The 24,287-nt window shown below is 70.3% G+C and carries 23 protein-coding genes; 13 read left to right on the top strand and 10 right to left on the bottom strand.

The window, feature by feature from the left end; genetic code table 11:
* Positions 1–10 precede the first annotated feature (10 nt).
* From ACODT0_RS37325 to ACODT0_RS37310, 4 genes are read left to right on the top strand one after another with little or no spacing between them, the layout of a single operon-like run.
* Positions 11–913 (top strand): amino acid ABC transporter substrate-binding protein, encoded by a 903-nt coding sequence (locus ACODT0_RS37325; protein WP_489043629.1) that lies wholly within the window; start codon positions 11–13, stop codon positions 911–913.
* Positions 914–937: 24 nt separating this feature from the next.
* Entirely contained in the window at positions 938–1,603 is a 666-nt protein-coding gene (locus ACODT0_RS37320) for an RraA family protein (protein WP_413765378.1), read from the top strand.
* 35 nt (positions 1,604–1,638) lie between these two features.
* Positions 1,639–2,304 carry an RraA family protein gene (locus ACODT0_RS37315; RefSeq protein ID WP_261213224.1) on the top strand — a complete coding sequence of 222 codons (666 nt, stop codon included), beginning with the start codon at positions 1,639–1,641 and terminating at the stop codon, positions 2,302–2,304.
* Positions 2,301–3,521 (top strand): pyridoxal phosphate-dependent aminotransferase, encoded by a 1,221-nt coding sequence (locus ACODT0_RS37310; RefSeq protein ID WP_489043628.1) that lies wholly within the window; start codon positions 2,301–2,303, stop codon positions 3,519–3,521. The genes ACODT0_RS37315 and ACODT0_RS37310 overlap by 4 nt, the downstream gene beginning before the upstream one ends.
* Before the next feature lie 7 nt (positions 3,522–3,528).
* On the opposite strand, the gene ACODT0_RS37305 is transcribed toward ACODT0_RS37310, so the two are convergent.
* Genes ACODT0_RS37305 through ACODT0_RS37295 form a run of 3 tightly spaced genes read right to left on the bottom strand, consistent with a single transcriptional unit; the run spans position 3,529 to position 6,692 of the window.
* On the bottom strand, positions 3,529–4,209 hold the full coding sequence (locus ACODT0_RS37305) for an alpha/beta hydrolase family protein (protein ID WP_489043627.1): 681 nt from the start codon (positions 4,207–4,209) through the stop codon (positions 3,529–3,531).
* Positions 4,206–5,033: a TatD family hydrolase gene (locus tag ACODT0_RS37300; RefSeq protein ID WP_489043626.1), complete on the bottom strand. Its 828-nt coding sequence runs from the start codon at positions 5,031–5,033 to the stop codon at positions 4,206–4,208. Before ACODT0_RS37300 ends, ACODT0_RS37305 begins: the two co-directional genes overlap by 4 nt.
* A gap of 39 nt (positions 5,034–5,072) precedes the next feature.
* Positions 5,073–6,692 (bottom strand): tannase/feruloyl esterase family alpha/beta hydrolase, encoded by a 1,620-nt coding sequence (locus tag ACODT0_RS37295; protein WP_413765383.1) that lies wholly within the window; start codon positions 6,690–6,692, stop codon positions 5,073–5,075.
* A gap of 199 nt (positions 6,693–6,891) precedes the next feature.
* Here ACODT0_RS37295 and ACODT0_RS37290 point away from each other — a divergent pair, with 199 nt between their 5' ends.
* On the top strand, positions 6,892–7,527 hold the full coding sequence (locus tag ACODT0_RS37290; protein ID WP_413765384.1) for a TetR/AcrR family transcriptional regulator: 636 nt from the start codon (positions 6,892–6,894) through the stop codon (positions 7,525–7,527).
* Between the two features lie 32 nt (positions 7,528–7,559).
* Here the strand turns inward: ACODT0_RS37290 and ACODT0_RS37285 are convergent, their stop codons facing one another.
* Both ACODT0_RS37285 and ACODT0_RS37280 read right to left on the bottom strand, forming a co-directional pair.
* The gene (locus ACODT0_RS37285; protein WP_489043625.1) at positions 7,560–7,796 is read right to left on the bottom strand and encodes a hypothetical protein; all 237 of its coding nucleotides are present in this window, start codon (positions 7,794–7,796) and stop codon (positions 7,560–7,562) included.
* Between the two features lie 22 nt (positions 7,797–7,818).
* Positions 7,819–8,745 (bottom strand): helix-turn-helix domain-containing protein, encoded by a 927-nt coding sequence (locus ACODT0_RS37280; RefSeq protein WP_261213212.1) that lies wholly within the window; start codon positions 8,743–8,745, stop codon positions 7,819–7,821.
* A gap of 185 nt (positions 8,746–8,930) precedes the next feature.
* Here ACODT0_RS37280 and ACODT0_RS37275 point away from each other — a divergent pair, with 185 nt between their 5' ends.
* From ACODT0_RS37275 to ACODT0_RS37260, 4 genes are all read left to right on the top strand, one after another.
* Positions 8,931–9,800 (top strand): fumarylacetoacetate hydrolase family protein, encoded by an 870-nt coding sequence (locus ACODT0_RS37275; protein ID WP_489043624.1) that lies wholly within the window; start codon positions 8,931–8,933, stop codon positions 9,798–9,800.
* Positions 9,801–9,810: 10 nt separating this feature from the next.
* On the top strand, positions 9,811–10,599 hold the full coding sequence (locus tag ACODT0_RS37270) for an alpha/beta fold hydrolase (RefSeq protein WP_489043623.1): 789 nt from the start codon (positions 9,811–9,813) through the stop codon (positions 10,597–10,599).
* Between the two features lie 61 nt (positions 10,600–10,660).
* Positions 10,661–12,001 carry a metal-dependent hydrolase family protein gene (locus tag ACODT0_RS37265; RefSeq protein ID WP_489043622.1) on the top strand — a complete coding sequence of 447 codons (1,341 nt, stop codon included), beginning with the start codon at positions 10,661–10,663 and terminating at the stop codon, positions 11,999–12,001.
* Between the two features lie 106 nt (positions 12,002–12,107).
* Positions 12,108–13,946, top strand: coding sequence for a hybrid sensor histidine kinase/response regulator (locus ACODT0_RS37260; protein ID WP_422099069.1), 1,839 nt, complete (start codon positions 12,108–12,110; stop codon positions 13,944–13,946).
* A 134-nt stretch (positions 13,947–14,080) separates the two neighbouring features.
* On the opposite strand, the gene prpR is transcribed toward ACODT0_RS37260, so the two are convergent.
* A complete protein-coding gene (prpR, locus tag ACODT0_RS37255) occupies positions 14,081–16,048 on the bottom strand; it encodes a propionate catabolism operon regulatory protein PrpR (protein ID WP_489043621.1) in 1,968 nt (655 codons plus the stop codon).
* Between the two features lie 208 nt (positions 16,049–16,256).
* Between prpR and ACODT0_RS37250 the strand changes: the two genes are divergently transcribed.
* Together ACODT0_RS37250 and ACODT0_RS37245 are read left to right on the top strand one after the other, a co-directional pair.
* Positions 16,257–17,210 carry a tripartite tricarboxylate transporter substrate binding protein gene (locus ACODT0_RS37250; protein WP_057589879.1) on the top strand — a complete coding sequence of 318 codons (954 nt, stop codon included), beginning with the start codon at positions 16,257–16,259 and terminating at the stop codon, positions 17,208–17,210.
* A 41-nt stretch (positions 17,211–17,251) separates the two neighbouring features.
* A complete protein-coding gene (locus tag ACODT0_RS37245; protein WP_093349771.1) occupies positions 17,252–18,112 on the top strand; it encodes an isocitrate lyase/PEP mutase family protein in 861 nt (286 codons plus the stop codon).
* A 34-nt stretch (positions 18,113–18,146) separates the two neighbouring features.
* Here ACODT0_RS37245 and ACODT0_RS37240 read toward each other — a convergent pair whose 3' ends face one another.
* On the bottom strand, positions 18,147–19,730 hold the full coding sequence (locus ACODT0_RS37240; RefSeq protein WP_489043620.1) for a class I adenylate-forming enzyme family protein: 1,584 nt from the start codon (positions 19,728–19,730) through the stop codon (positions 18,147–18,149).
* Between the two features lie 35 nt (positions 19,731–19,765).
* Complete coding sequence (locus tag ACODT0_RS37235) at positions 19,766–20,587, bottom strand: SDR family oxidoreductase (protein WP_489043619.1); 822 nt, start codon at positions 20,585–20,587, stop codon at positions 19,766–19,768.
* Between the two features lie 185 nt (positions 20,588–20,772).
* Between ACODT0_RS37235 and ACODT0_RS37230 the strand changes: the two genes are divergently transcribed.
* The gene (locus ACODT0_RS37230; protein WP_489043617.1) at positions 20,773–21,465 is read left to right on the top strand and encodes a glutathione S-transferase family protein; all 693 of its coding nucleotides are present in this window, start codon (positions 20,773–20,775) and stop codon (positions 21,463–21,465) included.
* A gap of 11 nt (positions 21,466–21,476) precedes the next feature.
* Here the strand turns inward: ACODT0_RS37230 and ACODT0_RS37225 are convergent, their stop codons facing one another.
* Together ACODT0_RS37225 and ACODT0_RS37220 are read right to left on the bottom strand one after the other, a co-directional pair.
* Complete coding sequence (locus ACODT0_RS37225) at positions 21,477–22,358, bottom strand: PhzF family phenazine biosynthesis protein (RefSeq protein ID WP_413765394.1); 882 nt, start codon at positions 22,356–22,358, stop codon at positions 21,477–21,479.
* A gap of 44 nt (positions 22,359–22,402) precedes the next feature.
* Positions 22,403–23,578 carry a pyridoxal phosphate-dependent aminotransferase gene (locus ACODT0_RS37220; protein WP_489043616.1) on the bottom strand — a complete coding sequence of 392 codons (1,176 nt, stop codon included), beginning with the start codon at positions 23,576–23,578 and terminating at the stop codon, positions 22,403–22,405.
* A gap of 192 nt (positions 23,579–23,770) precedes the next feature.
* Between ACODT0_RS37220 and ACODT0_RS37215 the strand changes: the two genes are divergently transcribed.
* Positions 23,771–24,287: GntR family transcriptional regulator (locus ACODT0_RS37215; protein WP_489043615.1), on the top strand; the 517-nt coding region annotated here is incomplete at its 3' end.

The following is a 24,287-nucleotide window of genomic DNA, read 5'->3' as shown; positions in this document are numbered from 1 at the left end:
GAGGTACTCCATGAAGAAACTCGCAAGCCTCCTGGCCGTCGCGCTCGCGCTGGGCATCGCGGCCGAAGCACCGGCCCAGACCCTCGATCGCATCCGCGCCACCGGCGTCGTCACGCTCGGCGTGCGCGACAGCTCGCTGCCGATGTCCTATGTGCTGGGCAGCGACCAGGCCGTGGGCTTCCAGGTCGACATCTGCCAGCGGATCGTCGCCGCGATCAAGAGGCAGTTGAACCTGCAGAAGCTCGAGGTCCGCTACCAGGTCGTCACCTCGCAGAACCGCGTGCCGCTGGTCAGGAACGGCGCGGTAGACCTCGAGTGCGGTTCCACCACCAACAACCAGGCCCGCCAGCAGGACGTCGCGTTCACGCTCACCACCTACATCGAGGAGGTGCGCATGGCGGTGCGGGCCAACTCGGGCATCCGCTCGATCAGGGACCTCGAGGGCAGGACCGTGGTCGCGACCACGGGCACGACCTCGGTCCAGCACCTGCGGCGCAACAGCCGCGCCACCGGCCTGAAGTTCAACGAGATCCTCGGCAAGGACCACGCCGAGAGCTTCCTGATCCTCGAATCGGGCAGGGCCGACGCCTGGGTAATCGACGCCGGCCTGCTCAATGCGTCGATCGCGAACGCGCGGAACCCGGCCGACTTCGCCGTGGTGGGCGAGGTGCTCAACACCGAGCCGCTGGCGATCATGCTGAGCAAGGACGACGCGCCGCTCAAGGCGCTGGCCGACCAGACCCTGCGAGACATGATGCGTTCGGGCGAGATGAAGGCGCTGTGGAACAAGTGGTACGCCGAACCCATTCCGCCGCGCAACGTGCGGCTGAACATGGTGTCGCCCGCCGCGCTGCAGAAGCTCTGGCAGGACCCGAACGACCTGCCGATGGAAAGCTACGCGGCCACGCGATAGACCACGACACCCAGCGAGATCATCTTGACCTTTTCCAATTTCGACATCGGGCCCGTCCCGAAGCTCGCGCCCGAGGCGCTGACCGCCGCGCTGCGGGACGTGGTGACGCCGCACATCAGCGACAACCTGCAACGCATGTCAGGCATGCTCGGCCTGCGGCGCTTCAACCGCTCGCGCAAGCTCGTCGGCACCGCGTACACGATCAAGGCGCGGCCCGGCGACAACCTGCTCGTCTACCGCGCGCTCAAGGAGATCGAGCCGGGCCATGTGCTCGTGATCGATGGCGGCGGCGACCCGAACAACGCCCTGGTGGGCGAACTCATCATGCTGTACGCGATCCAGCGCGGCTGCGCGGGCTTCGTGATCGACGGCGCGATCCGCGACGTGCGCGCCTTCTTCGAGGCCGACTTCCCGTGCCACGCACGCAGCCACACGCATCGCGGGCCCTACAAGTTCGGCCCCGGCTCCATGAACCGCGACGTCTGCGTCGGCGGGCAGGTGGTGCATCCGGGCGACGTGGTGGTCGGCGACGAGGACGGCGTGGTCTGCTTCGATCCCGCGGACGGGGAGCGCCTGCTCGCGGCCGTCGCGCAGACCGCCCGGACCGAGGACGCGATCAAGGCGGAGATCGCCACCGGGCGCGTCGAACAGGGCTGGCTCGAGCGAACCCTGTCGGCCCACGGCCTCTGACATCCATCACCACACTCCCAGTGAAAGCCATTCGCATGCAACAAGAAGACAAGGACCTCGTGGCCCTGTTCGAAGGCCTCGACACCCCCGGCGTTTCGGACGCCATGGACAAGCTCGGCCTGCCGGGCCACTGCTTCGGCCTCGTGCCGCTGGCCGACTACGCCGGCGTGACCGTGGGGCCCGCCTTCACGGTGAAGTACGTCCCGGCCAGCACGCCCGCGGGCTCGGTCGGCGATTTCATCGACGAGGTGGCCGAGGGCGACGTGCTCGTGATCGACAACGGCGGCCGCACCGACTGCACGGTGTGGGGCGACATCATGACCCAGTACGCCGGCCAGCGGCGGATCGCCGCCACCGTGATCGACGGCGTCTGCCGCGACGTGTCGAAGGCATTGGACGACGGCTACCCGCTGTTCACGCGCGGGCGCTTCATGCGCACCGGCAAGGACCGCGTGCAGGTCGAGGGCGTGAACGTCCCTGTGTCCATCGGCCAGGCCCGCGTGGCCGCGCGCGACATCGTGGTGGCGGACGCGAACGGCGTGCTGGTCGTGCCGCGCGCGCGGGCCCGCGAGGTCGCGGAACTCGCGCGCGGGATCGAAGCGGCCGAGTCGCAGATCCGCGCCTGGATCGCCGAGGGCAAGACCCTGGGCGAAGCGCGCGCGGCGATGGGCTATCACACGCTGCAGCGCAAGGCACCATGAGCGGCGACACCGCGGCGGCGAGATTGAACGTCCACCTCGCGGCGGCGCAGCCCTCCGCGACCTACAGGATGATGGACCGGGTGGCGGCGCGCCGCGCGAGCGGCGCGCGCATCGTCTCGCTGTCGGCCGGCGAGCCCGACTTCGACACGCCCGCGCACATCGGCGACGCGGCGGTGGCGGCCATCCGGGGGGGCCACACGCGCTACACGCAGGTCGCGGGCCTGCGCGCGCTGCGCGAGGCCGTCGCGGCCAAGTTCCGGCGCGAGAACGGCCTGGACGTCGGCTGGCAGGACACGATCGTCTGCTCGGGCGGCAAGCAGGTGATCTTCAACGCGCTCGCGGCGACCTTGAACCTCGGCGACGAGGTGATCGTGCCGGCGCCGTACTGGGTCAGCTACCCCGAGATCGTGCAGCTGTGCGGCGCCCGGCCGGTCGTGGCGCATTGCGGTGGCGAGTCCGGGTTCAAGCTCACGCCCGAGGCGCTGGAAGCCGCGATCACGCCGCGCACCCGGTGGCTGATCCTCAACTCGCCGAGCAATCCGACGGGCGCCGTGTACACGCTCGTGGAACTGCGCGCGCTCGCCGAGGTGCTGCTGCGCCATCCCCAGGTGCTGGTGCTGGCCGACGACATCTACGAGCACCTGGTCTTCGACGGGCTGGCCTTCCACACGCTGGCCCAGGCCGAACCCCGCCTCGCCGCGCGCACGCTGACGATGAACGGCGTCTCGAAGGCCTATGCCATGACCGGCTGGCGCATCGGCTTCGGCACCGGCCCGCGCTGGCTGCTCGAAGCGATGGAGAAGCTGCAGGGCCAGCAGACCTCGGGCGCCAGTTCGATCTCGCAGCATGCGGCGATCGCCGCGCTCGACGGGCCGCAGGATTTCATCGCGCGATCGCGCGCGAGCTTCGAGCGGCGGCGCGACCTGCTGGTCGCGGCGCTGAACGCCACCCCAGGCTTGCGCTGCGATGCGCCCTCGGGCGCCTTCTATGCCTTCGTCGCGTGCGAGGAGCTGATCGGCCGGACGACGGCGGCCGGCACCCTGCTGGCCAGCGACGAGGATGTCGCGCTCGCGTTGCTGGAGGAGACGGATGTCGGCGTGGTCCACGGCGCGGCTTTCGGGCTCTCGCCGTACTTCCGCATCGCCTACGCGCTCGACGAGGAGTCGCTGCGCATCGCCTGCGATCGCATCGAACGCTTCTGCCGCGCGCTGCACTGAGCCGGGCTCAGGGCAGCAGCCAGGCCTGCATCCACACCGCCATGCGGTCGAGCAGTTGCTCGATCACCAACTCGTCGGTCAGGCCCGATTTCTTCGGCACATGGAAGCCGTGGTCGGCCGCCGCGTATTCGTCGACGCTCGCCCAGTCACCGAGCGAGGCGACGACCTGCGCGAAGCAGGGCGGCTCCGCGAGCTTGTCCTGCGCGCCGTGCACGAACAGCATCGGCACGTCGACCTCGTGCAGGTGCGCCGCGCGATCGATCGAGGGCTTGCCGGCCGCATGCAGCGGGAAGCCGAGGAAGACCAGCCCGGCCACACCGGGCAGCAGGCCCAGCGCCTGGGCCTGCGACGTCATGCGTCCGCCGAAGGATTTGCCGCCCGCGAACAGCGGCAGGCCCTGGAAATGCGCCGCGGCACTGGCCACGGCCGCGCGCACCGCGGCATGCGCGAGCGGCGGCGCGTCGGGCCGCTTCGAACCACGCTCCATGTACGGGAACTGATAGCGCAGGCAGGCGATGCGGCGCTCGGCGAGGCCGCGTGCCACGGCCTCCATGAACGCATGCGTCATGCCCGCGCCCGCACCGTGCGCGAGCACCAGGGCGAAGCGCGCATCGTCGGCCGCATCGATCAGGCCCGACACGCGCAGCTCGGCGTCGACCTCGATCGCGATCTTTCTCGACGTGCTCATGCGGCGGCCTCGATGGGTGGGAGTCCGAACAAGCGCCGGCTGTTGGCGCTGCAGGCCGCGATGATCTCGGCGACATCGCGTTCGAGCAGTTCGGCCACGCCCGCGGCCACCCAAGGCAGGTACGCCGGTTCGTTCGGCTTGCCGCGCAGGCCCGCGTTCTTCGGCATCAGGTAGGGCGCATCGGTCTCGAGGTGCAGCCGGTCCAGCGGAATGGCCCGGATGGCCGCGCGCAAGGCCTGGCCGCGCTGCAGGTCCGTCACCCAGCCCGTGATGCCGATATCGAGGCCCATCGCGAGAAAGGCCTCGGCTTCGGCGCGGTCGCCGGTGAAGCAGTGCACCACGCCGTGCGCGCCATCGGCCACCACGGGCGCGAGCATGTCGTGGAAATCGGCGAAGGCATCGCGGCAGTGCAGGAACAGCGGCTTGCCGGTCCGCGCGGCCATCGAGAGCTGCCGGTCGAAGGCCGCGCGCTGTGCCTCGGGCGTCGAGAAGTTGCGGTTGTAGTCGAGGCCGCACTCGCCGACCGCCACGACCTCGGGGCAGCGCCAGAGTTCGGCCAGCTGCTCGAAGGTGGCGGCGTCGAAGGACTTCGCGTCATGCGGATGCACGCCCGCGGTCGCGAAGACCAGGCCCCGATGCGCCCGCGCCAGCTCGAGCGCGCGCAGGCTCGAGGCGAGCGAGGTGCCCGTGGCCAGGATCTGCGCGACGCCCGCGGCCTTGGCGCGCGCCAGCAGCGGCGCGGTCATCGACGCCAACTGGCTCGAGTGGAAGTTGACGCCGATGTCGACGAGGAGAGGGGAGGCGGCTTGCGCTTCGATGCTCATGCATCGATGGTACGAGAACACCGCGCGATGCCGCGGCCCTCAGCTGCAGCTGTAGCTCGCCGCCGCGTTCACATCGCCCGAGCCCTTGTACTTCGGGTACTTGGGGTACTGGCAGGCCGGCATGCTGCGCGCCGCGCCGCCGCTGGTGAAGTTGTAGGTCAGCTGCGTGGGCGCGTCGTCGTTCTCCACCCAACCCATGATGGCCGAGGCCCAGTCCACTTCCTGCAGGCTGCCGCCCGCGCCATGCCCGCCGCCGGGAACGATGAAGAAGCGCGTCGCGCTGTTCGGATCGGCGAGCCCCAGCGACCTGGCGATGCCCGTCATGGTGGTCCAGTTGCGATAGTGGTCGTTCGGCGACAGCAGCGCGTCGCTGCCGGCGTGCCAGGAGATCAGCTTGCGGCCCGAGGCCACGTAGCTGGCGATGGCGGCCTTGTCGTGGTCGGCGCCGATGCGCGCCAGGCCCGCGCCGAGCATGTAGTAGTCGGTCTCGAGCTGGAAGCCCGCCTGCCTGGCCGGCGTGAGCCAGGCGGGGTCGCCGCTCGCGAGCAGCGCGAAGCCGCCGCCGAGTCCGCCCCAGCCGAGCCCGAGGCCGTTGCCCCACGAATAGCCCGAGAGCACGGTCGAGCCGTTCGAGAGCTTCAGCGGCGACAGGAAGGACTGGAGCGTGCCCACCTGCGCGGCGCTCAGGCAAAGGGCCGGATCGCTGCTCGCGCCCGCCATGCCACACTGCAGCACGGCCGGATCGAAGCTGCAGGCCTGCGGATTGCCGATCAGGTTGTCGCTGGCGCCGTCGAGCGCATCGCAGGCCGACAGTGCGGCCGCATAGGCCGCGCCGGTCTGCGCGGGGCTCAGCGCCGCGGGCGTGCCGGTCAGCGAGGCCGCGCGCAGCCAGGCGCTGGTCTGGCCCGCCATGTCCATGGTCTCGCAGCCGGAGACGATGCCATCGAACTCCTGCGGCCAGCGCTGCGCGGCGATGTAGGCATTGCGTCCGCCGTTGGAGCAGCCGTTGAAATAGCTGTGCGTCGGCGCCTTGCCGAAGAAGGCCTGGGCGACGGCCTTGCCGAAGCGCAGCGTGGTGCCCACCGCGGCATAGGCGTAGTCGGTCGCCGACTGCTGGCCCTCGGCCGTGCCGCTGGCCCAGACGCCGGGCGCCGCCTGCGCGGGCACGCTCGCGCGGTTGCCGCCGTTCGAGGCCGCGTACACCGCGCCCTTGATCGCGAGCGTGGGGTCGACCGCCGTCACCGCGCCGCCGCCGTCCTTGGTCACCGCCGAGGCGATGCGTCCGTCGAAACCGCCGCCACCCTGTTGCCAGTAGCGGCCGGTCCAGTTGTCGGGCACGTCGATCTCGATGTCGAGGAAGGGCGCGCGCGTGCCCAGCACCTGGCAGAAGCCCGAAGCGTTGACCGCCGCCTTGGCTTCGAAGCGCGCGGTCTGCGTGACCGTGACGCCCGCCAGCACCTGTCCCTTGAGGCCGTTGCAGGTGCTCTTGAGCTGCTCGACGCTGGGGCCCGACGGACCCGCGGGCGGCGGCGCGGCCGGTGCGGGCGCGGGCGCCGGAATCGGGAAGAAGCCGCCGCCGCCTCCGCCGCCACCCCCGCAGCCCTGCAGGGCCAGGCCGGCGGCCATCAGCAGGCCCGCCGACAGCAGGACACGGTTCACACACTTCTCGTCACGCATGGTTGTCTCCGATTTTTTGATGGGGTGCCGGTGGATCGATCAGAAAACCAACCGACCGGTCGGTTTGGAAGCCGCGCAAGGCTAACGCAGCAGTGCGGACACGGGCAAGCGGCAAGGGCTCGGGACTAACCCCTAAGATCGCGGACCGCGTGGCCTCGCGCGCAGCCCCTCATTGCCATCCATGACCGTTGACACCGCTTCCTCCCGTCCCGGCGACCAGCGCAGCCTGATCGCCAGGGCCGCCGCCGAGCTGTTCGCCCGCAAGGGCTATGCGGCGACGTCGATGAACGAGATCGCCGAGGCCAGCCACCTGTCCAAGCCCGGCCTCTACCATCACTTCAAGGACAAGGCCGAGGTGCTGCTTCACATCGCCGACGGCCATGTGTCGCGGCTGGTCGACATCGTCACGGGCGTGGAAGCGCTGCAGCTCGCGCCCGACGAGCGACTGCCCGAGCTGATCGAGGCCTTCATGGCCGAGTACGCCGAGGCGCAGCACGAGCACCGCGTGCTCACCGAGGACGTGCGCTTCCTGGCCCCCGAGGCGCAGGCGCGCGTGCTCGACAAGGAGCGCACGGTGGTGCGGGTGTTCGCCGACGCCATCGCCGCCACACGTCCCGACCTGCACGCCTCGCAGCTGCACAAGCTGTTGACCATGTTCCTGTTCGGCATGCTCAACTGGATGTTCACCTGGTTCAAGCCCGGGGGACGCTTCTCCTACGACCAGATGGCACCGATCGCGACGCAGCTGTTCCTCAACGGCATCACGGGGCTGGAGATCGAGCCGAAGAAGAAGACGCCGAAGGCGCGCAAGCCGTGATCGGCTGATCGGCCCCATCGCGCGTCTCTCCGTCATGGATCTTGCGAAGGGCAGGCCGCTCCATCGATCTTGATGCGGCCGCTCGCGAGCAGCGCGCGGTGGCGCGCGATCTCGGCGGCGACGGTGCGCCGCATTTCAGCGGGATCGCCCGAGACGGGATCGAAGCCCCGCGCGACCAGGGGCTGGCGCAGCTTCGGGCTGATCAGCGTGCGCTGCCAGGCCTGCGGGACTTCGCGCCGCGCCGCCGCCGGCATGCCGGCGGGCAGCACCAGACCGATTCAGGAGTGGTTTTCATATGCTGCGGATATGGCCGCGTTCGCCTTCATCTTCCGGCACATCGGCGGATGGAGAGGGGCTCTGCCCCTCGCGCGGAATGCCCGTCACGGTGACAGGAGAAGGCGCGCGCGTGGCCCGCTTGAAGATCGATGGCGAAATCCCCGTGTGCTCCTTGAAGAAGCGCGAGAAGTTGCCGGGCGCCGAAAAACCCAGGTCGAGCGCAACGTCCGTGAGTTCGCCACCTTCGCTGACGCGACGCATCGCTTCCTCGACGCGCACGCCGCTCCAGAACACCTGCGGTGTCGTGTGCAACTGGTCGCGGAACAACGCGAAGAAGTGCGCCCGCGACAGGCCGACCTTGGCAGCGATCTCGTCGATGGTCGTTTTCTCCGAGACGTGCGCGCGCATATGGGCGATGGCGGCCCGAAGGCGATGATCGAGCGTGACGCCGATGCCCGCCGCGACCGAAGGGGCCTCGCCGCCCGTCCTGGAGGCCGCGATGGCGGCTTCCAGCAGGCGCTCCACCTCCCTGTCGACCTGGTCGCGTCCGCTGCCGGCGGAGATCATCAGGTCCAGCACACGCCAGCATGAGCGGCGCAGCGCATCGCCGATGGGCACCCGCGGCGAGGGAAAGCGAAAGCTGCGGTCCTTCGCCTGGCCGAGCTCGTCGAGCCACTCCTTCTTGATCATGAAGACGATGAACAGGCTCGATCCGCTGTCGTCCAGGCGAACCATGTCGTGCGCCTCGAACGCGTTCACGCCCAGCGCCACGCTCTCGCTGTAGGGCACGGTTTGCGCACCGACATGCGCGCAGGCGCGCGCCCCGCCGAGCCAAAGGGCGAGCTGCGTTTCCGAGTGGGCGTGCGACACCAGATTGGCGCTCGCCTCCAGGACGATCGCCGTGCCGAACGCGCCTTCGTGAAGTGCATAGGCTTCCTGCATCTGTCTGCTTCATCGAGGTGGTTTGCGGCGATTGTTCCTTCCCGGCTCCGCGACCGGCACCGCGCCTCGGGTAAGTCCTTAGGAGGACATCAGACGATCCGATACGTCGCCGGATCGACCGATAAGCGGCGTGGGCCCGCAATTCCTAGAGTTGCCGCATCGCCACAACACAGGAGCAAAGCTTCATGCGAATCGCCACTTTCACGAGCGAAGGCCACCGCAAGGTCGGCCTCGTCTGCGTCGACGGAAAGACCGTCACCCCGCTGCAGCTCACGCAGGTCCAGGCCGACAGCGGCGTGCTGACGCTGATCCAGTCCCTTGCCGAAGGCGGCTCGCTCCCGGAGCGGGCCGGCCCCGCCGTCGACCTGGGCGAGGTGGTGCTCGATGCGCCGCTGCCCAGGCCCCGCCGCAACCTCTGGTGCGTGGGCCGCAACTACCATGCGCACGCCAAGGAGCTGGCGGCCTCGGTGTTCAAGGACAACACGGCCAGGACCGACGAGTGGCCCATCGTCTTCACCAAGGTGCCCGAGTGCGTCGTGGGCCCGCACGACGACGTGCTCGTTCCTTCCGAGGTCTCCACCCAGATCGACTACGAAGCCGAACTGGCCGTCGTGATCGGCAAGGGCGGCAAGAACATCGCGCGCGCCGCTGCGATGTCGCATGTGTTCGGCTACACGGTCGTCAACGACGTGACCGCGCGCGATGTGCAGATGCGCCATGGCCAGTGGGACCTGGGCAAGTCTTTCGACACCTTCTGCCCGATGGGCCCGTGGATCGTCACCGCCGACGAGTTCGACGGCACCAGGACGCGCGTGCGCTGCTGGGTCAACGGCGAACTGCGCCAGGACGGTCCCACCGAGAACATGATCTTCGACATCCCCACGCTCATCGAGACCATCTCGCGCGGCATCACGCTCTACCCCGGCGACGTCATCGCGACCGGCACGCCGGCCGGCGTGGGCATGGGCATGAGTCCGCCGCGTTACCTGCGCGCCGGCGACGTGGTGCGCGTGGAGATCGACCGGCTCGGCGCCATCGAGAACAAGTTCGTCTGAAGGGCTGCGCATGACGACTCGAATTCTGAACGACCTGACCGTCGAGATCGACGGCACCGGCGAGGCACTGCTGTGCATCCACGGACTCGGCGGCTCCTCGAACAACTGGACACCCCTGTTGCCGGTGCTCGGCGGCTTCCACTGCATCAGGCCCGATCTTCCAGGCAGCGCGAGGTCGCCGCTGCCGCAAGACGGCAAGGCGTTGTCGATCGAGCGCTACGTGGACGCGATGGTGCAGTTGCTCTCGGCGCTCGACATCGGATCGGTGCATGTCATGGCCCACTCGATGGGCACGATCGTCGCCCAACACCTGGCGCTTCGCCGTCCCGGCACGGTGAAATCGCTGGTGCTCCTCGGCCCGCTGGCCGCGCCTCCCGATGCCGCCCGCCCCAACATCGCGGCCCGTGCCAACGCGGCGCGGGGCGGTGTGGCCGCCATGCAGGAGATCGCCGATGCCATCGTGAAGGGCGCGACCAGCACGCCAACGAAGGAACAACAACCGGCGGTGCTCGCGCTGGTGCGGGAGAGCGTGATGCGCCAGTCGCCCGAGGGTTACGCGCAAAGCTGCGCGGCGCTCGCCGATGCGCAGTCGGCCGCGCTCGAACGCCTGGATGTGCCCACCCTGCTGGTCACCGGCGATCAGGATGGCGTGGCGCCGCCGCACAACGTCCGCGCCATGCAGGAGCGCATCGCGGGCAGCCACGTCGTCGTGCTCGACGGATGCGGCCACTGGACGACCTTCGAACAACCGCAGCGCTGCGCACGAGAAATCGACGCCTTCTACGCGGCACTGCGCTGAGACGGCGCCAGGCGCCATTCGACAACCCCATGGCCGGCAGCGCATGCCGGAGGAGACAACGATGACCCGTATTGCATTCACCAACGTTCGCATCTTCGACGGCTCGGGCGAGGACCCCTACACCGGCGACCTTCTCGTGGAGGGAAAGCGCATCGTCGAAGTGGCGCGCTTCCCCCAGCGAGTGAGCACCGATGACGCACGCGTGATCGACGGCAAAGGCCGCTTTCTCATGCCGGGCATGACCGAGGCCCACACGCATTTCTCGTGGAACGACCAGCCGTCCCTCGCGGCCATTCAGTTCATGCCGCCCGAGGAGCACATGCTCTGGTGCGTGCGCGTGGCCAAGCGCTACCTCGACATGGGGTGGACCTCCGCGATCGGCGCGGCAGCGGCCAAGCCGCGGCTGGACGTGGTCTTGCGCAACGCCATCGACGCGGGCGAGTTCCCCGGCCCGCGCTATCTGGCCGGCAGCCAGGAGATCACCACCATCGGCGCGCTGGGCGACAACACGCTGCCGCACATGAAGTTCGAGGAACTGAGTTTCGGCAGCGTCTGCAGCGGCCCCGAGGAGATCCGCAAGTCGGCCCGTACCTTCATCAAGTACGGCGTGGACCACCTGAAGATCAATCTGTCGGGCGAGTACATCGCCGGCCTGCCCGCGGAGATGTCGCCGTTCGCCGAAGACGAGGTCGCCATGCTGGCGCAGGAAGCGAAGCGCTACGGCAAGCGCATGGCCGCGCATGCGCGCTCCAGCGAGTCGGTCAAGCAGTGCGTGCGCCACGGCATCGAGATGGTCTACCACGCCAGCTTTGCCGATTCGGAAGCGCTCGACATGCTCGAGGCGGCCAAGGACCGGCACTTCGTCGCGCCGGGCATCGGCTGGCTCATTCGCACGACCTACAACGCGGCCGAGTACGGCATCACGGAGGCGGTCGCCACGCAGATGGGCTACAAGCGCGAACTGGAGATCGCATCGGCGTCGCTGCGCGAGATGCACAAGCGCGGCATTCGCATCCTGCCGGGTGGCGACTACGGATTCGCGTGGATGCCGCACGGCACCAATGCCAACGACCTCCAGTACTTCGTCGACTACATCGGCATGACACCCAAGGAGGCGCTGATGGCTGCGACCCGGCTTGGCGGACAGATCATGCTGCGCCCCGACGAACTGGGACGCTTGAAGGCCGGCTTTCTCGCCGACATCGTCCTGGTGGACGGTGACCCGCTGCAAGACCTGTCGCTGCTGACGGACCCGGCCAGGGTGCAACTGGTGATGAAGGATGGCGTGATCCACAAGGACTGCGCAACCCCGGTACCGCCGCACGCGGCCTTGCACCTCGACGGCGGCGACACGCCATTGCAGGAGCAGGGCGTCAAGGAGGCGCTGGCCGAGATGCAGTGAGCTTGGCTTGCAAGCCCGCCCGTGATGAGCCGGCGTGCTGCCTCGATCGCGTTCCCGGCGGCCGCCGGGCCTCGGCCCGAAGCGGCCGACCCTTACACTGCCGCCCATGCGTACGCCGGGCGCCACCTCCACCCCGTCGGGCCAAGTGCCCGGACCCGCCGATTCCCATGCGCAGTTGGTCCGCGAACGCCTGCTGCGCCGCATGTTCGTGATGGGCCCGCCCACGGTGCTGACGGCGCTGGCCTCGGCGATCGCGATGGCCGGCGTGTTCTTCGGAATGACGCGCGGCTACGGCGCGCTGGCATGGGGCGTCGCGATCTGCACGCTGCTGTGCCTGCGGCTGGTGTTCATGCGCTGGAACGCGCGCCTCTATCCCGAGCCCGAGTTCACGCTGCGCCAGCCCGATGGCGCGTGGCGCTTCATGCTGCCGCTGGGTGCCTACATGTCGATGTGGACCCTGGCGCCCTGGGCGCTGATGCCGCCGGGCACCGAGTCGCCGATGCGCATCCTGATCCTGCTGCTGGGCATGTTCGCGGTGCTGATGGGCTCGGTGCCGGTGATCGCCACCTGGCGCGCGATGGTGCCCGTGGTCACGATTCCGCTCACGCTGGGCGTGGTCACGCGCTTCGCCTGGATGGGCGGCACCGACGGCTGGTTCACCTGCGTGGTCGGGCTGCTGTTCGGCGGCTCGATGGCGCGCTATGCGCTGTCGCAGCACCAGCTGATCCGGCGCAGCCTGTCCGACCAGATCGACAAGGAACTGCTGAGCGAGCAGTTGCTGCGCCAGTCCTTCGAGCTGCAGCGCCTCAACCGCGAGCGCAGCCGCTTCTTCGCCTCGGCCAGCCACGACCTGCGCCAGCCGGTGCATGCGCTGGCGCTGTTCTCGCGCTCGCTAGAGCGCGACCTGGCCGACCATCCGCTGGCCCCCGTGGCCGGCCGCGTGGTGCAGGCCACCGATGCGGTGAGCGGCCTGCTCAACGCGATGCTCGACATCTCCAAGATCGATGCCGGCACGGTGGTGCCGCAGCCGGTGCGGATGGCGGTGGACCCGCTGTTCCTGCGGCTGTCGCAGATCTTCGAGCCGCGCACCCAGCAGGCGGGCCTCGCGCTGCGCTTCCACACCGCGCCCGAATGGCTGCAGACCGATGGCGACCTGCTGCTGCGCGTGCTGACCAACTTCGTCGACAACGCGCTCAAGTACACGCGCCAGGGCGGCATCCTCGTGAGCGCGCGGCCGCGCGGCGACCGCCTGCGGCTGGCCGTGTGGGACACCGGCCTGGGCATCGCGCCCGAGCACCTGCCGCATGTGTTCGACGAGTTCTACCAGGTCGACAACCCGCAGCGCGACGTCGCGCGTGGCCTGGGCATCGGGCTGGCGATCGTCAAGCGGCTGGTGGACCTGCTCGGCGGCGAGATCGGCGTGCGCTCGCGGCTCGGCCACGGCAGCGTGTTCTGGGTCGACCTGCCGCGCCGCCCGCCCGTGCCCACCGCCTTGCCCATCGCGCCCGCGGCCATGCCCGATGCCGCGCAGGCCGACATCATCGAACTGCCGCTGGTGCCGCCGCGCGTGCTGCTGCTCGACGACGAGCAGCCGGTGGGCGAGGCGGTGCGCATGTGGCTCGCGCCCTACTGCGAGCGCATCGAGATCACCTGCCGGCTCGCCGATGCCAGCGCGCAGGTGCGCGCCACGCCCGACGGCTTCGACGCCTTCCTCATCGACTTCCGGCTCGCCGATCCGCAGGACGGCATCGAGGCGACCGCCGAACTGCGCCGGCTCGCAGGCCGCCGCGTGCCCACGATCCTGGTCACGGGCGATACCGATCCCGAGCGGGTGCGCGCGGCCTATGCCAGCGGGCTGGTCGTGATGTTCAAGCCGGTGCAGCCGGAGGTGCTGTTGCGCACGTTGCACCAGATCATTCGCGGGGAGCACAAAGAGCGGGGCTGAGAGGGCCCGCGGGCGATCTGCGACACCTGCGGTTCAGGTGTCCGCCGACTCCACGCCAACGTCGCACCAGATCATCCTTTGCATGCTCTCGAAGCTGCGCAGAAGTGGGTGTCACCCCGAAAGGAATCGCCTCGTCAGGCCTTCGGCGCCTCGTCGCGCAACCGCCGCCACAGCGTCGAACGGCTGATGCCGAGGATGGCGCAGGCCTGGTCCTGGTCGCCCTGGACCGACTGCAGCACCTCGCGCACCCGTTGCCGCTCCGCGGCCGTGCGCGCGCCCTTGAGCAGGCGATTGCGCGCGGGCGCCGGACGCGCCTGCGTGCATTCCGCGAACACCTCGAGCAGCCGGGCGCGGTCCAGCCGGCCCTCGGGCGCCAGGTAGCCGTGGCAGGCCAGCAGGCGCTCGACGAGGTTCTCGAGTTCGCGCACATTGCCGGGCCAGCCGTAGCCCGCGGCCAGCTCCAGCAAGGCGGCGAGCCAGGCCGATGCCCGGTCCGCGGGCACACCCGCCGCGGGCGCGCGGCGCGCCATCAGGCCGGCGGCCAGGGACGCGATATCGGCACCGCGCTCGCGCAGCGGTGGCGTCTCGATGCGCAGCACCGCGAGCCGGTAGTACAGGTCACGCCGAAAGAGGCCACGCTCCACCTGCCCCGCCAGGTCGGCATGGGTGGCCGCGATCACGCGCAGGTCGACCGGCACCGCCGCGGTGGCGCCCACGCGCAGCACCTCCCGCTCCTGCAGCACGCGCAGCAACCGGGTCTGCAGCGCCAGGGGCATGTCCCCGATCTCGTCGAGGAACAGGGTGCCCGTGTGGGCGGCCTCGATCAGGCCGGTCTTGCCGCCGCGCCGCGCGCCGGTGAAGGCGCCTTCCTCGTGGCCGAACAGTTCGCTTTCGAGCAGGCTCTCTCCCAGCGCGGCGCAATTCACGGCCAGGAAGGGCTGGGTGGCGCGCCGGCTCGCGCTGTGGATACCCTGGGCCACCAGCTCCTTGCCGGTGCCGCTCTCGCCGACGATGAGTACGGTGGCGTCGCTGGCCGCGCACTGCCGCGCCAGCTCGCGCACGCGCCGTGCCGCGGCGCCGTCGCCCGCGAAGGCCTCGATCCGGTAGCGCGCGGGCGCGCCGCGTTGCCGCTGGTTGGCGCGCAGGTGGCGGTCGGCGCGCTGGATCGCGGCAGGGTCGCGGCACACCAGCAGCGCGCCGGTGACCTCGCCGTTCTCGACGATGGGCGCGCGCCGCACGACCAGCGTGCGCATGCCGATCTGCAGCACCTCCTCGACCGGGGCTTCGCCCAGGCGCAAGGTGGCGCCGAGGTCCAGCACGGGCTCCACCTCGCTCAGCACGCGGCCGACGAGCTGCGCCACGGAAGCGCCGAGCAGTTGCGCCATGGCGGGGTTCAGGGCCTCGATGCGCTGGCGCAGGTCGACCGCGACCACGCCGTCCTGCAACTGGCCGAGGATGGTGCCGAGCCGTTCGCGGCGCGCGCGCTCGGCATGGCCGTGGCGCGCCAGGTGGAGGGCGTCCTGCAGCGCCTGGCGCACCGCGTCCTCGGAGTACATCAGCACGCTGGCGATGCCGGCCTGCTCGGCCAGGTCGGCCACCAGCCCGGGCGACACCACGGCCTCGATGCCGGCGGCGCGCAGGGCCTCCACGCAGGCCGGCGCGTCCTCCGCGCCGCGGTAGCTGAACTGCGCGATGCCCATGCCGAACAGCGCGTCGAGCTGCGCAAGGTGCTCCGACGGACCGTCGAACGACACCAGACCTACCCGGGGCGAGAGGGCGCGCGCCGCGGCCAGCGCGCGCATCAGGTCGAAGCCGCGCACCTCCACGATGGCCACCGGAATGTCCAGGTGCCGGCGCAGCCATTCGCCGCTGGCGCCCGCGGCCACCACCGCGTCGACGGGGCGCCGGGCATGCAGCGCGCGCACGGCCGCCACGGCATCGTCGAAGGCCTGCCCGACCAGTTCGACCTGCGCCTGCCCGGCCACCTCCGGTATCAGCCGTGCCAGCACGCGACCCAGTCGGTGGCGGGCCACGGCCACGATGTGCAGCGGTCGCGGCGTGGTGGGGGAATGAGGGCTCGGAGCGGCGGGCAATGTATTCATTTCAATGGATTTCATTGTCTCATTCATGAAATCAGATTGAAATCCAGAACGGGACGAGCACTCGCCGAGGCAGCGCGAATTCCTTTCGAATCAATGACTTGGAAACGAGGGACGCACCCCTGGCGCCGATGGCACAACGCTTGCGCAAACCCCGGCTTCCAGCCCAAAACCAAGGAGACCTCCCGTGCGCTTCCATCGCCTTTCCACCATCGCCTGCCTGACCGCCACCGCGCTGGCCTGTGCCTTGCCGCTGGCCGCGCAGGCCCAGGCCTGGCCCGCCAAGTCCATCCGCTTCGTCGTGCCGTTCGCGGCGGGCGGCGCCAACGACCTGCTGGCGCGCTCGGCGGCCGAAGGGGCGGCCAAGGTGCTGGGCCAGCCGGTCATCATCGACAACCGTCCCGGCGCGGGCGGCTCGCTCGGCGCCGACCTGGTGGCGCGCAGCGCGCCCGACGGCTACACCTTCCTGATCAGCGCCGCGGGCGTGATCTCCAACAGCATGATCAAGAAGTCCCTGCCGTTCAAGGACGAGGACCTGGTGCCCGTGGTCATGATCGGCCTGGCGCCCTCGGTGATCGTGGTGCCCCAGTCGGCCCCGTACGACAACCTGCGCGACTTCGTCGAGGCCTCGAAGAAGGGCGCGGGCTTCAACTTCGCGACCGCGGGCACCGGCAGCACGCCGCACTTCGTGGCCGAGATGCTCAATGTGAAGTACGGCGCGAAGCTGCAGGCCGTGCCGTACAAGAGCGGCTCGGAGAGCACGACCGCCGTGCTGGGCGGGCAGGTCGAGGGCACCTCCGAGGCCAGCATCATCGCGCTGCCGCACATCCGGGGCGAGGGCAAGTTCAAGCCGCTGGCCACCACCTGGACCCAGCGCATCTCGGCCTACCCGCAACTGCCCACGGCCGTCGAGCAGGGCTTCCCCGAGCTGCAGATCGCGCACTGGGCCGGCCTGCATGCGCCGCGCGGCACGCCCAACGACATCCTGGACAAGCTCGCCGCCGCCGTCGACAAGGCCATGCGCGACCCCGCCACCGTGGCCAAGCTCCAGGGCCTGGGCATCGAGCCCGTGGGCGGCACGCGCCAGGAGTTCGTGAAGTTCACCGATGCCGAGCGCAAGCGCCTGGGCGAGATCGTCAAGGCGGCCCGGATGCAGGAGAAGTGAGCGCACCGCGGGCTCTTCTTCCTTTTCCTTCCAGCCGATCCATGAATACCAAACAACAATTGCGCGCCCTGGCGCAGGCCCGCCGCGGCGTCATCGTTCCGGGCGCCTTCAATGCCCTGTCGGCCCGCATCGTCGAGGACCTGGGCTTCGAGGCGATCTACATCACCGGCGCCGGCGTCACCAACATGTGGTTCGGCCTGCCGGACCAGGGCTTCGTGGGCCTGGCCGAGATGGCCGACCACACGGCGCGCATCCGCGATGCGGTACGCGTGCCGCTGATCGTCGATGCCGACACCGGCTTCGGCAACGCGCTCAACGTGCGCCATGCGGTGCGCACCCTCGAGCGCGCGGGCGCCGACTGCATCCAGCTCGAGGACCAGATCGCGCCCAAGCGCTGCGGCCACTTCGAGGGCAAGGCCGTCATCTCGACGGAGGAGGCCGTGAGCAAGATCAAGGCGGCCGTCGATGCGCGGCAGGACCCCGACCTGCTGATCCTGGCGCGCACCGACGCCTGTGCCGTGCTGGGCTTCGAAGCCGCGATCGAGCGCGCGCAGCAGTTCGCCGAGGCCGGCGCCGACATCCTGTTCGTCGAGGCGGTCACCAGCGCCGAGCAGATCCGCGCCTTGCCGCAGCGCCTCGACCGGCCGCAGCTCATGAACATGGTGATCGGCGGCAAGACGCCCGTCTTCGGCGCCGAGGACCTCGGCGGCATGGGCTATGGCCTCGTGCTGTACGCGAACGCCGCGCTGCAGGGCGCCGTGGTCGGCATGCAGAAGGCACTCACGGTGTTGCGCGATGCGAGGCGGCTCGAGGAAGATCCCGCGCTGGTCGCACCGTTCGCCGAGCGCCAGCGGCTGGTGGGCAAGCCCGAATGGGATGCGCTCGAGCGCCGCTACACATGAAGGGGGTGTTCGGGCGTTGAGGGGTGCGGACCCTTCATCGCTGCCCGGACGCGAACAGCTCCAGGTGCCCGCTGCGCAGCTGGAACTTCTGCACCTTGCCCGTCGGCGTCATCGGCAGCGCATCGACGAAGCGGATCGACTTCGGCACCTCGAAGCGACCCAGGCGCTCGCGGCAGAAGGCCAGCAGCTCGTCCTCGCCGCAGGCTTCGGCGCCGGGACGCCGCACCACGAAGGCCGCGACCGCCTCGCCCCAATGCGGATGCGGCAGGCCCACCACGGCCGCGGCGCCGACCGCTGGATGGGCCAGCAGCACCGCCTCGAGCTTGATGCTCGAGACGTTCTCGCCGCCGGACTTGATCATGTCCTTCTTGCGGTCGAGGAACAGCATCTGCCCGTCGGCCTCGAACATGCCGATGTCGCCCGTGTGGTGCCAGCCGAAGCGGCGCGCCGCGGCCGTCGCCTCGGGGTCCTTGAGGTAGCCGAGGAAGACGTTGGGACCGCGATGGACGATCTCGCCGATCTCGCCCGGCCCGAGCAGGCGGCCGTCGTCGTCCATCACCGCGGTCTCGACGCCCGCCACCGACATGCCCCAGCAGTTGCCGTCCTTGCCGGGATGGTCGCTCGCGCGGTAGACCATGGTCGGCGGGTACATCTCGGTCTGGCCGGTGCCCAGGCGCACATCGGCGCACATCTCGCTGCGGATCTGCGCGAGCAGGTTCTTCGGTATCGGCGCCAGGCCGTACATGCACAGGCGCAGCGACGAGAGATCGGTGGCGGGGCGCCGCGGATGCTTCATCAGCGCGTCGTACATCATCGGCAGGCACGACAGCCAGCTGATGCGCTCGCGCTCGATCGCCGCCAGCATGGCCGCGGGATCGAAGCCGCTGGCCAGCCAGATCGTGGCGCCCGTCAGCAGCGCGCCCATGCTGATGGTGTGCTGCGCGCAATGGAACAGCGGCAGCACCGAGCCGACCACGTCGTGCTCGGTGGCCTCGAAGCTCTGCGCGCAGCTCAGCAGCGCGCCGTGCACCGAGCGGTGCGAATGCATCACGCCCTTCTGCTTGCCGGTGGTGCCGCTGGTGTACATGATCAGCGCGAGCTCGTCGTCGCCGCCCGGCGCGCCCAGCGGCTGCGTGGGCGCGCGCGAGGCCAGCGCGTCGAAGGGCAGGGTGCCCGCGGCGGCCGGCTGCGGGCCGCCGATCACCACCGTCAGCAGGCCCAGGCGCTCGATCAGCGCGCGCAGCGCCGGCACGGCGTAGAGCGCGGCGTCGATGAAGGCACCCCTGACCTCGGCATGGCTCAGCACGTGCTCGATCGCTGCCGCGTCGAGCTGCACGTTGACCGGCACCCAGACATTGCCGGACTTGTGGATGGCCTGGATCGCGCTCAGGTGCTCGATCGAGTTGAGGCACAGGGTCGCGATGCGGTGGCCCGTGAATCCCTGGTCGCGCAGCGCCTCGCCGACGCGCTCGCTGCCCGCATCGAGTTCGGCGAAGCTGATGCGCCGCTCGCCCTGGATCACGGCGGTCTTGCCGGGATGGCGGCGGGCGCCGCGGCGCACGATGTCGGCGAGGGACACGCGCGCGATGGCCGCGCGTTCGGGGTCGATGGTCTGCATGCGAGGGTCTCCTGAAGGGTGTCGAAGCGAAGAGGTCACGGTTCCACGAAGAAGTCGATCAGCGGCTCGACGCCCGGCGTCACGAGGTAGGGCGCGAAGTCGGTCACGCCGGCCTCGCGCAGCACCTGCTCGTCGAGCAGCAGCTGGCCCGTGAGCTCGCGGCTCGGCCGGGTCAGGATGTGCCAGGCGGCGTCGGCCATGACGGCCGGCACGCGTGCCTGGCCCGCCACCTCGGGCGCCGCGATGCGCAGCGCGCTGGTGGCGATCACGGTGCGCGGCCACAACGAATTGCTCGCGATACCGCGTTCGCGCAGCTCCTCGGCCAGGCCGCGGCTCAGCATGCTCATCGCGTATTTCGAGGTGGTGTAGGCCGCATGGCGCGCGAACCACTTGGGGTTCAGGTCCAGCGGCGGCGACAGGGTCAGGATGTGCGGATTGGCGGCCTTCTCGAGGTGCGGAAGGCAAGCCTGCGCGCAGAGGTAGCTGCCGCGCGCGTTGATCTCGAACATCAGGTCGTAGCGCTTCATCGGCGTGTGCTCCACCGTCTCGAGGTGGATCGCGCTGGCGTTGTTGACCAGGATGTCGATGCCGCCGAAGCGCGCCACGGCGGCATCGACGGCCGCGCGAACCTGCGCTTCGTCGCGCACGTCGACCACCACCGCGAGCGCCTGGCCGCCGGCCGCGACGATCTCCTCGGCGGCGCTGTGGATGGTGCCCGGCAGGCACGGGTCGGCCGTCGCGGTCTTGGCGGCGACCACGATGTTGGCACCGTCGCGCGCGGCCCGCAGCGCGATGGCCTTGCCGATGCCGCGGCTCGCACCGGTGACGAAGAGGGTCTTGGATCTGAGGGAAGGCATGAACGCTCCGGAATCGCGATCGCTCGATCGCGGGATGCGCAGGCTATGCGCGCCGGGCGGGGCGGCGCTTGCGCAGACTGGCTGGCATGGCGGCGCGCGGCAACTCAGCCAATCGACGCAAGGCGCGCCGGCACGCTGCGAGCGACGATCGGCGAGCCCACTTCCGGCGTCGAGCCCCGCACCCGATGATCACGCTCTACCACTGCGCGAATGCCCGTTCGTTCCGCGTTCTCTGGATGCTCGAGGAACTCGGCACGCCATACCGGCTGGAGATGCTGCCGTTTCCGCCGCGCGTGCTGCGGCGCGACTACCTCGCGATCCATCCGCAGGGCACGGTGCCGCTGCTCGTCGATGGCGAGATCCGCATGAACGAGTCGGTCGCGATCTGTCAGTACCTGGCCAGCCTGCATGCGCCGACGCCGCTGAACGTGGAACGCGACGAGGCCGGCTATGCGCAGTACCTCAACTGGCTGCACTTCGGCGAGGCCTCGCTGACCTTTCCGCAGGCCCTGGTGCTGCGCTACGGCACGCTCGAGCCGCAGGAGCGCCGGCTGCCCCAGGCCGCGCAGGACTACGCGCAGTTCTTCCACGGCCGCCTGCGGACGATCGAGCAGCTGCTCGAGACACGGGACTTCGCCTGCGCCGGCCGCTTCACGGCCGCCGACATCTCGCTCGGCTATGCGCTGATGCTGGCGCGCGTGCTGGGGCTGCACGAGCGCTTCGGCCCGGCGGTGGGCGCGTACTGGTCGCGGCTGAGTGCGCGCGCGGGCTTCGAGCGCGCGATGGCGGTGCAGGAAGAGACGGCCGCGCGGCTGGGGCTGCCATTGGTGCCGACGGCCGGCGTGGGCACCGGCAGGCGACCACCGGCGCACGGCTGAAGCGCGGGCCGCTAGAGCGAGAGCGTGCCTTCCACGCAGCTCACGCAGGCACCGCCCACGCGCACCTTGCCGTGGGCATCGACGCGCACCTTCACGCGCCCATCGCGTCCCACGCAGCGCCCCTGCGCGGCCACGTAGGCGATGCCGTCGGACGGCAGCAGGCCGCGTTCCCACTGGAAGGCCGCCGCGCTGGCATTGCCGCTGCCGCAGACGGGGTCTTCCTCGACCCCGCTCGAGGGCGCGAAGGCCCGGACCTCCATCGACACCTCGCCTTGCGGGTAGCGGCCGTACACGATGAGGCCGGTGACGCCGAGACGGCGCTCGAAGGCCGCGAGCCGCGCGAAGTCGGGCTGCAGGTCGATCACCGTGGCCGCGTCGGCCAGCGGCAGCACGACCCAGCGCGGGCCCACGTCCACGATGGCCGGCGCGGCCTCGGGGCTCGGCTGGCGGCCCAGGATGCGCCCGAGCTCCGCGAGGTCGTCGGCCGCCAGCGGCGCCAGTTGCGCGGAGGGCAGGGCGAAGGCCAGTTCGCGGCCCTCGGGGCCGTCCTCCACCGTCACGTCGACGAGGCCGACACCGCACTGCTGCACCAGCCGGCCGCCGTCGCGCAGCGTGCCCCGTTTGGCTTCGAGGAAGGCATGCGCGCTGCCCAGGGTCGGATGGCCGGCGAAGGGCAGCTCGTTGCGCGGCGTGAAGATGCGCAGGCGATAGTCGGCCTCGGGCACGGTGGGCGGCAGCACGAAGGTGGTTTCCGAGAGATTGGTCCAGCGCGCGATGGCCTGCATGGCCTCGGTGTCCAGGCCGTCGGCGTCGAACACCACGGCCACGGGATTGCCGGCCAGCGGTCGGGCGGTGAAGACGTCGACCACGGTGTAGCGATGGGGTTGTTTCATGCGGGGCTCCAGGGGATGTCGGTGCGTCAGGCAGTGTCGTGCATTCACTTCGCGGCGGCGTCCAGCACCGTCGAAAGAGCGGACAGCGCGGGTGCCAGGCGGTCCGGCGGCAGGTAGCCGAAGCCCAGGCGAAAGACGCGCTCGCTCTCGCCGAACCAGGCGCCCGAGGCCAGCTGCAGTTCGTGCCGCGGCAGCAGGTCCCAGAAGCGCGAGACGGCCGCGTCGTCGAAGCGATCGGCGCGCAGGCGCAGGCAGCACAGCGCGCCGCCGTCCGGGCGGATCCATTCGATGCGCTCGCGCTCGGCCTCGCACCAGGCCGCCAGTGCCGCGAGGCCTTCGGCAAGCAGCCGGCGGCGCGGCGCGAGCACGGGCTCGCGATGGCGCAGCAGCGCGGTGGCCAGCGCCTCGTCGAGCACCGAACCCGAGATCACGGTGTTCATCCTGGCCACGACCAGCCGCGCGCGCAGGTCCGCATCGGGCACCGTGAGCCAGCCGGTGCGCAGGCCCGGCGCGCCCAGCGCCTTCGACACCGAGGCGCCCGTGACGATGCGCGGATGCAGCGCGGCCAGGCTTTCCGGCACGGCCTCGTCGCCGTAGCCGGCCTCGCGGTAGGTCTCGTCGACGAACAGGATGGCCTGCGGCGCCTGGCGCTGCAGTAGCGCGAGCAGTTGCTCGATGGCGGCGCGCGGCATGCGCACCCCGCTGGGGTTCTGCGGCGAGGCGAGGCTCACGAGTCGGGTCTTCGGCGACAGGCTGGCGGCGATCGCGTCCAGGTCGAGCCGGTAGTCGTTCTCGAAGCGCAGCCCGACCTCGCGCACGGTGACGCCCGCGCCGCGCAGGCAGTCGCGGCTCGGCGGAAAGCAGGGCGTCACGAGCACCGCTTCGTCGCCGGGCCGGCAGACCTCGAAGGCCAGCAGGAACAGCCCGAGCGCCGTGCCCTGGGTGGTGACGATCTGCTCGGCGGGCACGCCGCAGGCCTTGGCGATCTCCTCGCGCAGTTCGACCGAGCCGGCGGAGCGGCCGTAGCCCAGCTTCAGGCCGCGCAAGGTCTCGAGGCCGGCCATGTCGAGCACGTCGCCGACCGTCAGGTCCTGCGAGGTGCTCTCGGCCAGGTTGAACGGCCGGTTCACGTCGAGCAGGGAAATGATCTCGTTGCAGGGAAAGCGGCCGCGCCACGCCGGCTGCGCCGCCGCGGGGGCTTCGTGTTCAGGCACTGTCATTCGTTTCCAGGTCGCCCGGGTGGGAGGGTCATTCAGAGCCCGGGGCGTGTCGGGCAGCAGGGAATACGGGCCATGCTAGTGATCGCCGGGCCATCGGAACAGCCACAATTTCCGTGAGTTCGGACCAGTACAGTTCGCGTGCCTTCGGAAGCCGCTTCACCCACAATCGAGCCTCGTCATACACGAGCCCCCATGAACACAGGCACCCTTCAGCGCAACAGGCAAGCGGCCGGCAGCGTGCCCGCACCCCATCGCTACGAGCAGCTCGCGGAACTCATCGTCGACACGATCGACAACGGCACGCTCGCGCCCGGCGAGCGCCTGCCGTCGGTGCGCGCCGTCAGCGAGCAGCACGGCATCAGCATCTCGACGGTGCTGCAGGCCTACCGCCTGCTCGAAGACCGCGGCGTGCTGGTCGCGCGGCCGCAGTCGGGCTTCTACGTCGCCGCCACGCAGGGCGGAACGCTGGCGCTGCCCTCGGCCTCGCGCCTGCGTTCGAAGGCCTCGACCGTGTCGATCAGCGGCGCCGTCGCGGCCCTGCTCGAGCACGCCTCCAACCCGGCGCTCGTGCCGCTGGGCTGCGCGGTGCCCGACGCGGCCCTGCTGCGTTCCCACCGGCTCGACCTCGCGCTCGCGCGTGCCGCGCGCCAGCATGGCGATCTCCACAACGTCTACGGCACGCCGCGCGGCGACCCGCGGCGGGGGGGGG

It is taken from the genome of Variovorax sp. FG153 (assembly GCF_057809595.1).
Note: the sequence above shows the minus strand (reverse complement) of the source record. Positions and strands in the feature narration are given on the sequence as shown.

What these genes read in the sequence shown, in the direction of transcription:
- ACODT0_RS37325 (WP_489043629.1), top strand. Translation starts at nt 11, where the DNA reads ATGAAGAAACTCGCAAGCCTCCTGGCCGTCGCGCTCGCGCTGGGCATC.
- ACODT0_RS37315 (WP_261213224.1), top strand. Translation starts at nt 1,639, where the DNA reads ATGCAACAAGAAGACAAGGACCTCGTGGCCCTGTTCGAAGGCCTCGAC.
- ACODT0_RS37310 (WP_489043628.1), top strand. Translation starts at nt 2,301, where the DNA reads ATGAGCGGCGACACCGCGGCGGCGAGATTGAACGTCCACCTCGCGGCG.
- ACODT0_RS37305 (WP_489043627.1), bottom strand. Translation starts at nt 4,209, where the DNA reads ATGAGCACGTCGAGAAAGATCGCGATCGAGGTCGACGCCGAGCTGCGC.
- ACODT0_RS37300 (WP_489043626.1), bottom strand. Translation starts at nt 5,033, where the DNA reads ATGAGCATCGAAGCGCAAGCCGCCTCCCCTCTCCTCGTCGACATCGGC.
- ACODT0_RS37290 (WP_413765384.1), top strand. Translation starts at nt 6,892, where the DNA reads ATGACCGTTGACACCGCTTCCTCCCGTCCCGGCGACCAGCGCAGCCTG.
- ACODT0_RS37280 (WP_261213212.1), bottom strand. Translation starts at nt 8,745, where the DNA reads ATGCAGGAAGCCTATGCACTTCACGAAGGCGCGTTCGGCACGGCGATC.
- ACODT0_RS37275 (WP_489043624.1), top strand. Translation starts at nt 8,931, where the DNA reads ATGCGAATCGCCACTTTCACGAGCGAAGGCCACCGCAAGGTCGGCCTC.
- ACODT0_RS37270 (WP_489043623.1), top strand. Translation starts at nt 9,811, where the DNA reads ATGACGACTCGAATTCTGAACGACCTGACCGTCGAGATCGACGGCACC.
- ACODT0_RS37265 (WP_489043622.1), top strand. Translation starts at nt 10,661, where the DNA reads ATGACCCGTATTGCATTCACCAACGTTCGCATCTTCGACGGCTCGGGC.
- ACODT0_RS37260 (WP_422099069.1), top strand. Translation starts at nt 12,108, where the DNA reads ATGCGTACGCCGGGCGCCACCTCCACCCCGTCGGGCCAAGTGCCCGGA.
- prpR (WP_489043621.1), bottom strand. Translation starts at nt 16,048, where the DNA reads ATGAATACATTGCCCGCCGCTCCGAGCCCTCATTCCCCCACCACGCCG.
- ACODT0_RS37245 (WP_093349771.1), top strand. Translation starts at nt 17,252, where the DNA reads ATGAATACCAAACAACAATTGCGCGCCCTGGCGCAGGCCCGCCGCGGC.
- ACODT0_RS37240 (WP_489043620.1), bottom strand. Translation starts at nt 19,730, where the DNA reads ATGCAGACCATCGACCCCGAACGCGCGGCCATCGCGCGCGTGTCCCTC.
- ACODT0_RS37235 (WP_489043619.1), bottom strand. Translation starts at nt 20,587, where the DNA reads ATGCCTTCCCTCAGATCCAAGACCCTCTTCGTCACCGGTGCGAGCCGC.
- ACODT0_RS37230 (WP_489043617.1), top strand. Translation starts at nt 20,773, where the DNA reads ATGATCACGCTCTACCACTGCGCGAATGCCCGTTCGTTCCGCGTTCTC.
- ACODT0_RS37225 (WP_413765394.1), bottom strand. Translation starts at nt 22,358, where the DNA reads ATGAAACAACCCCATCGCTACACCGTGGTCGACGTCTTCACCGCCCGA.
- ACODT0_RS37220 (WP_489043616.1), bottom strand. Translation starts at nt 23,578, where the DNA reads ATGACAGTGCCTGAACACGAAGCCCCCGCGGCGGCGCAGCCGGCGTGG.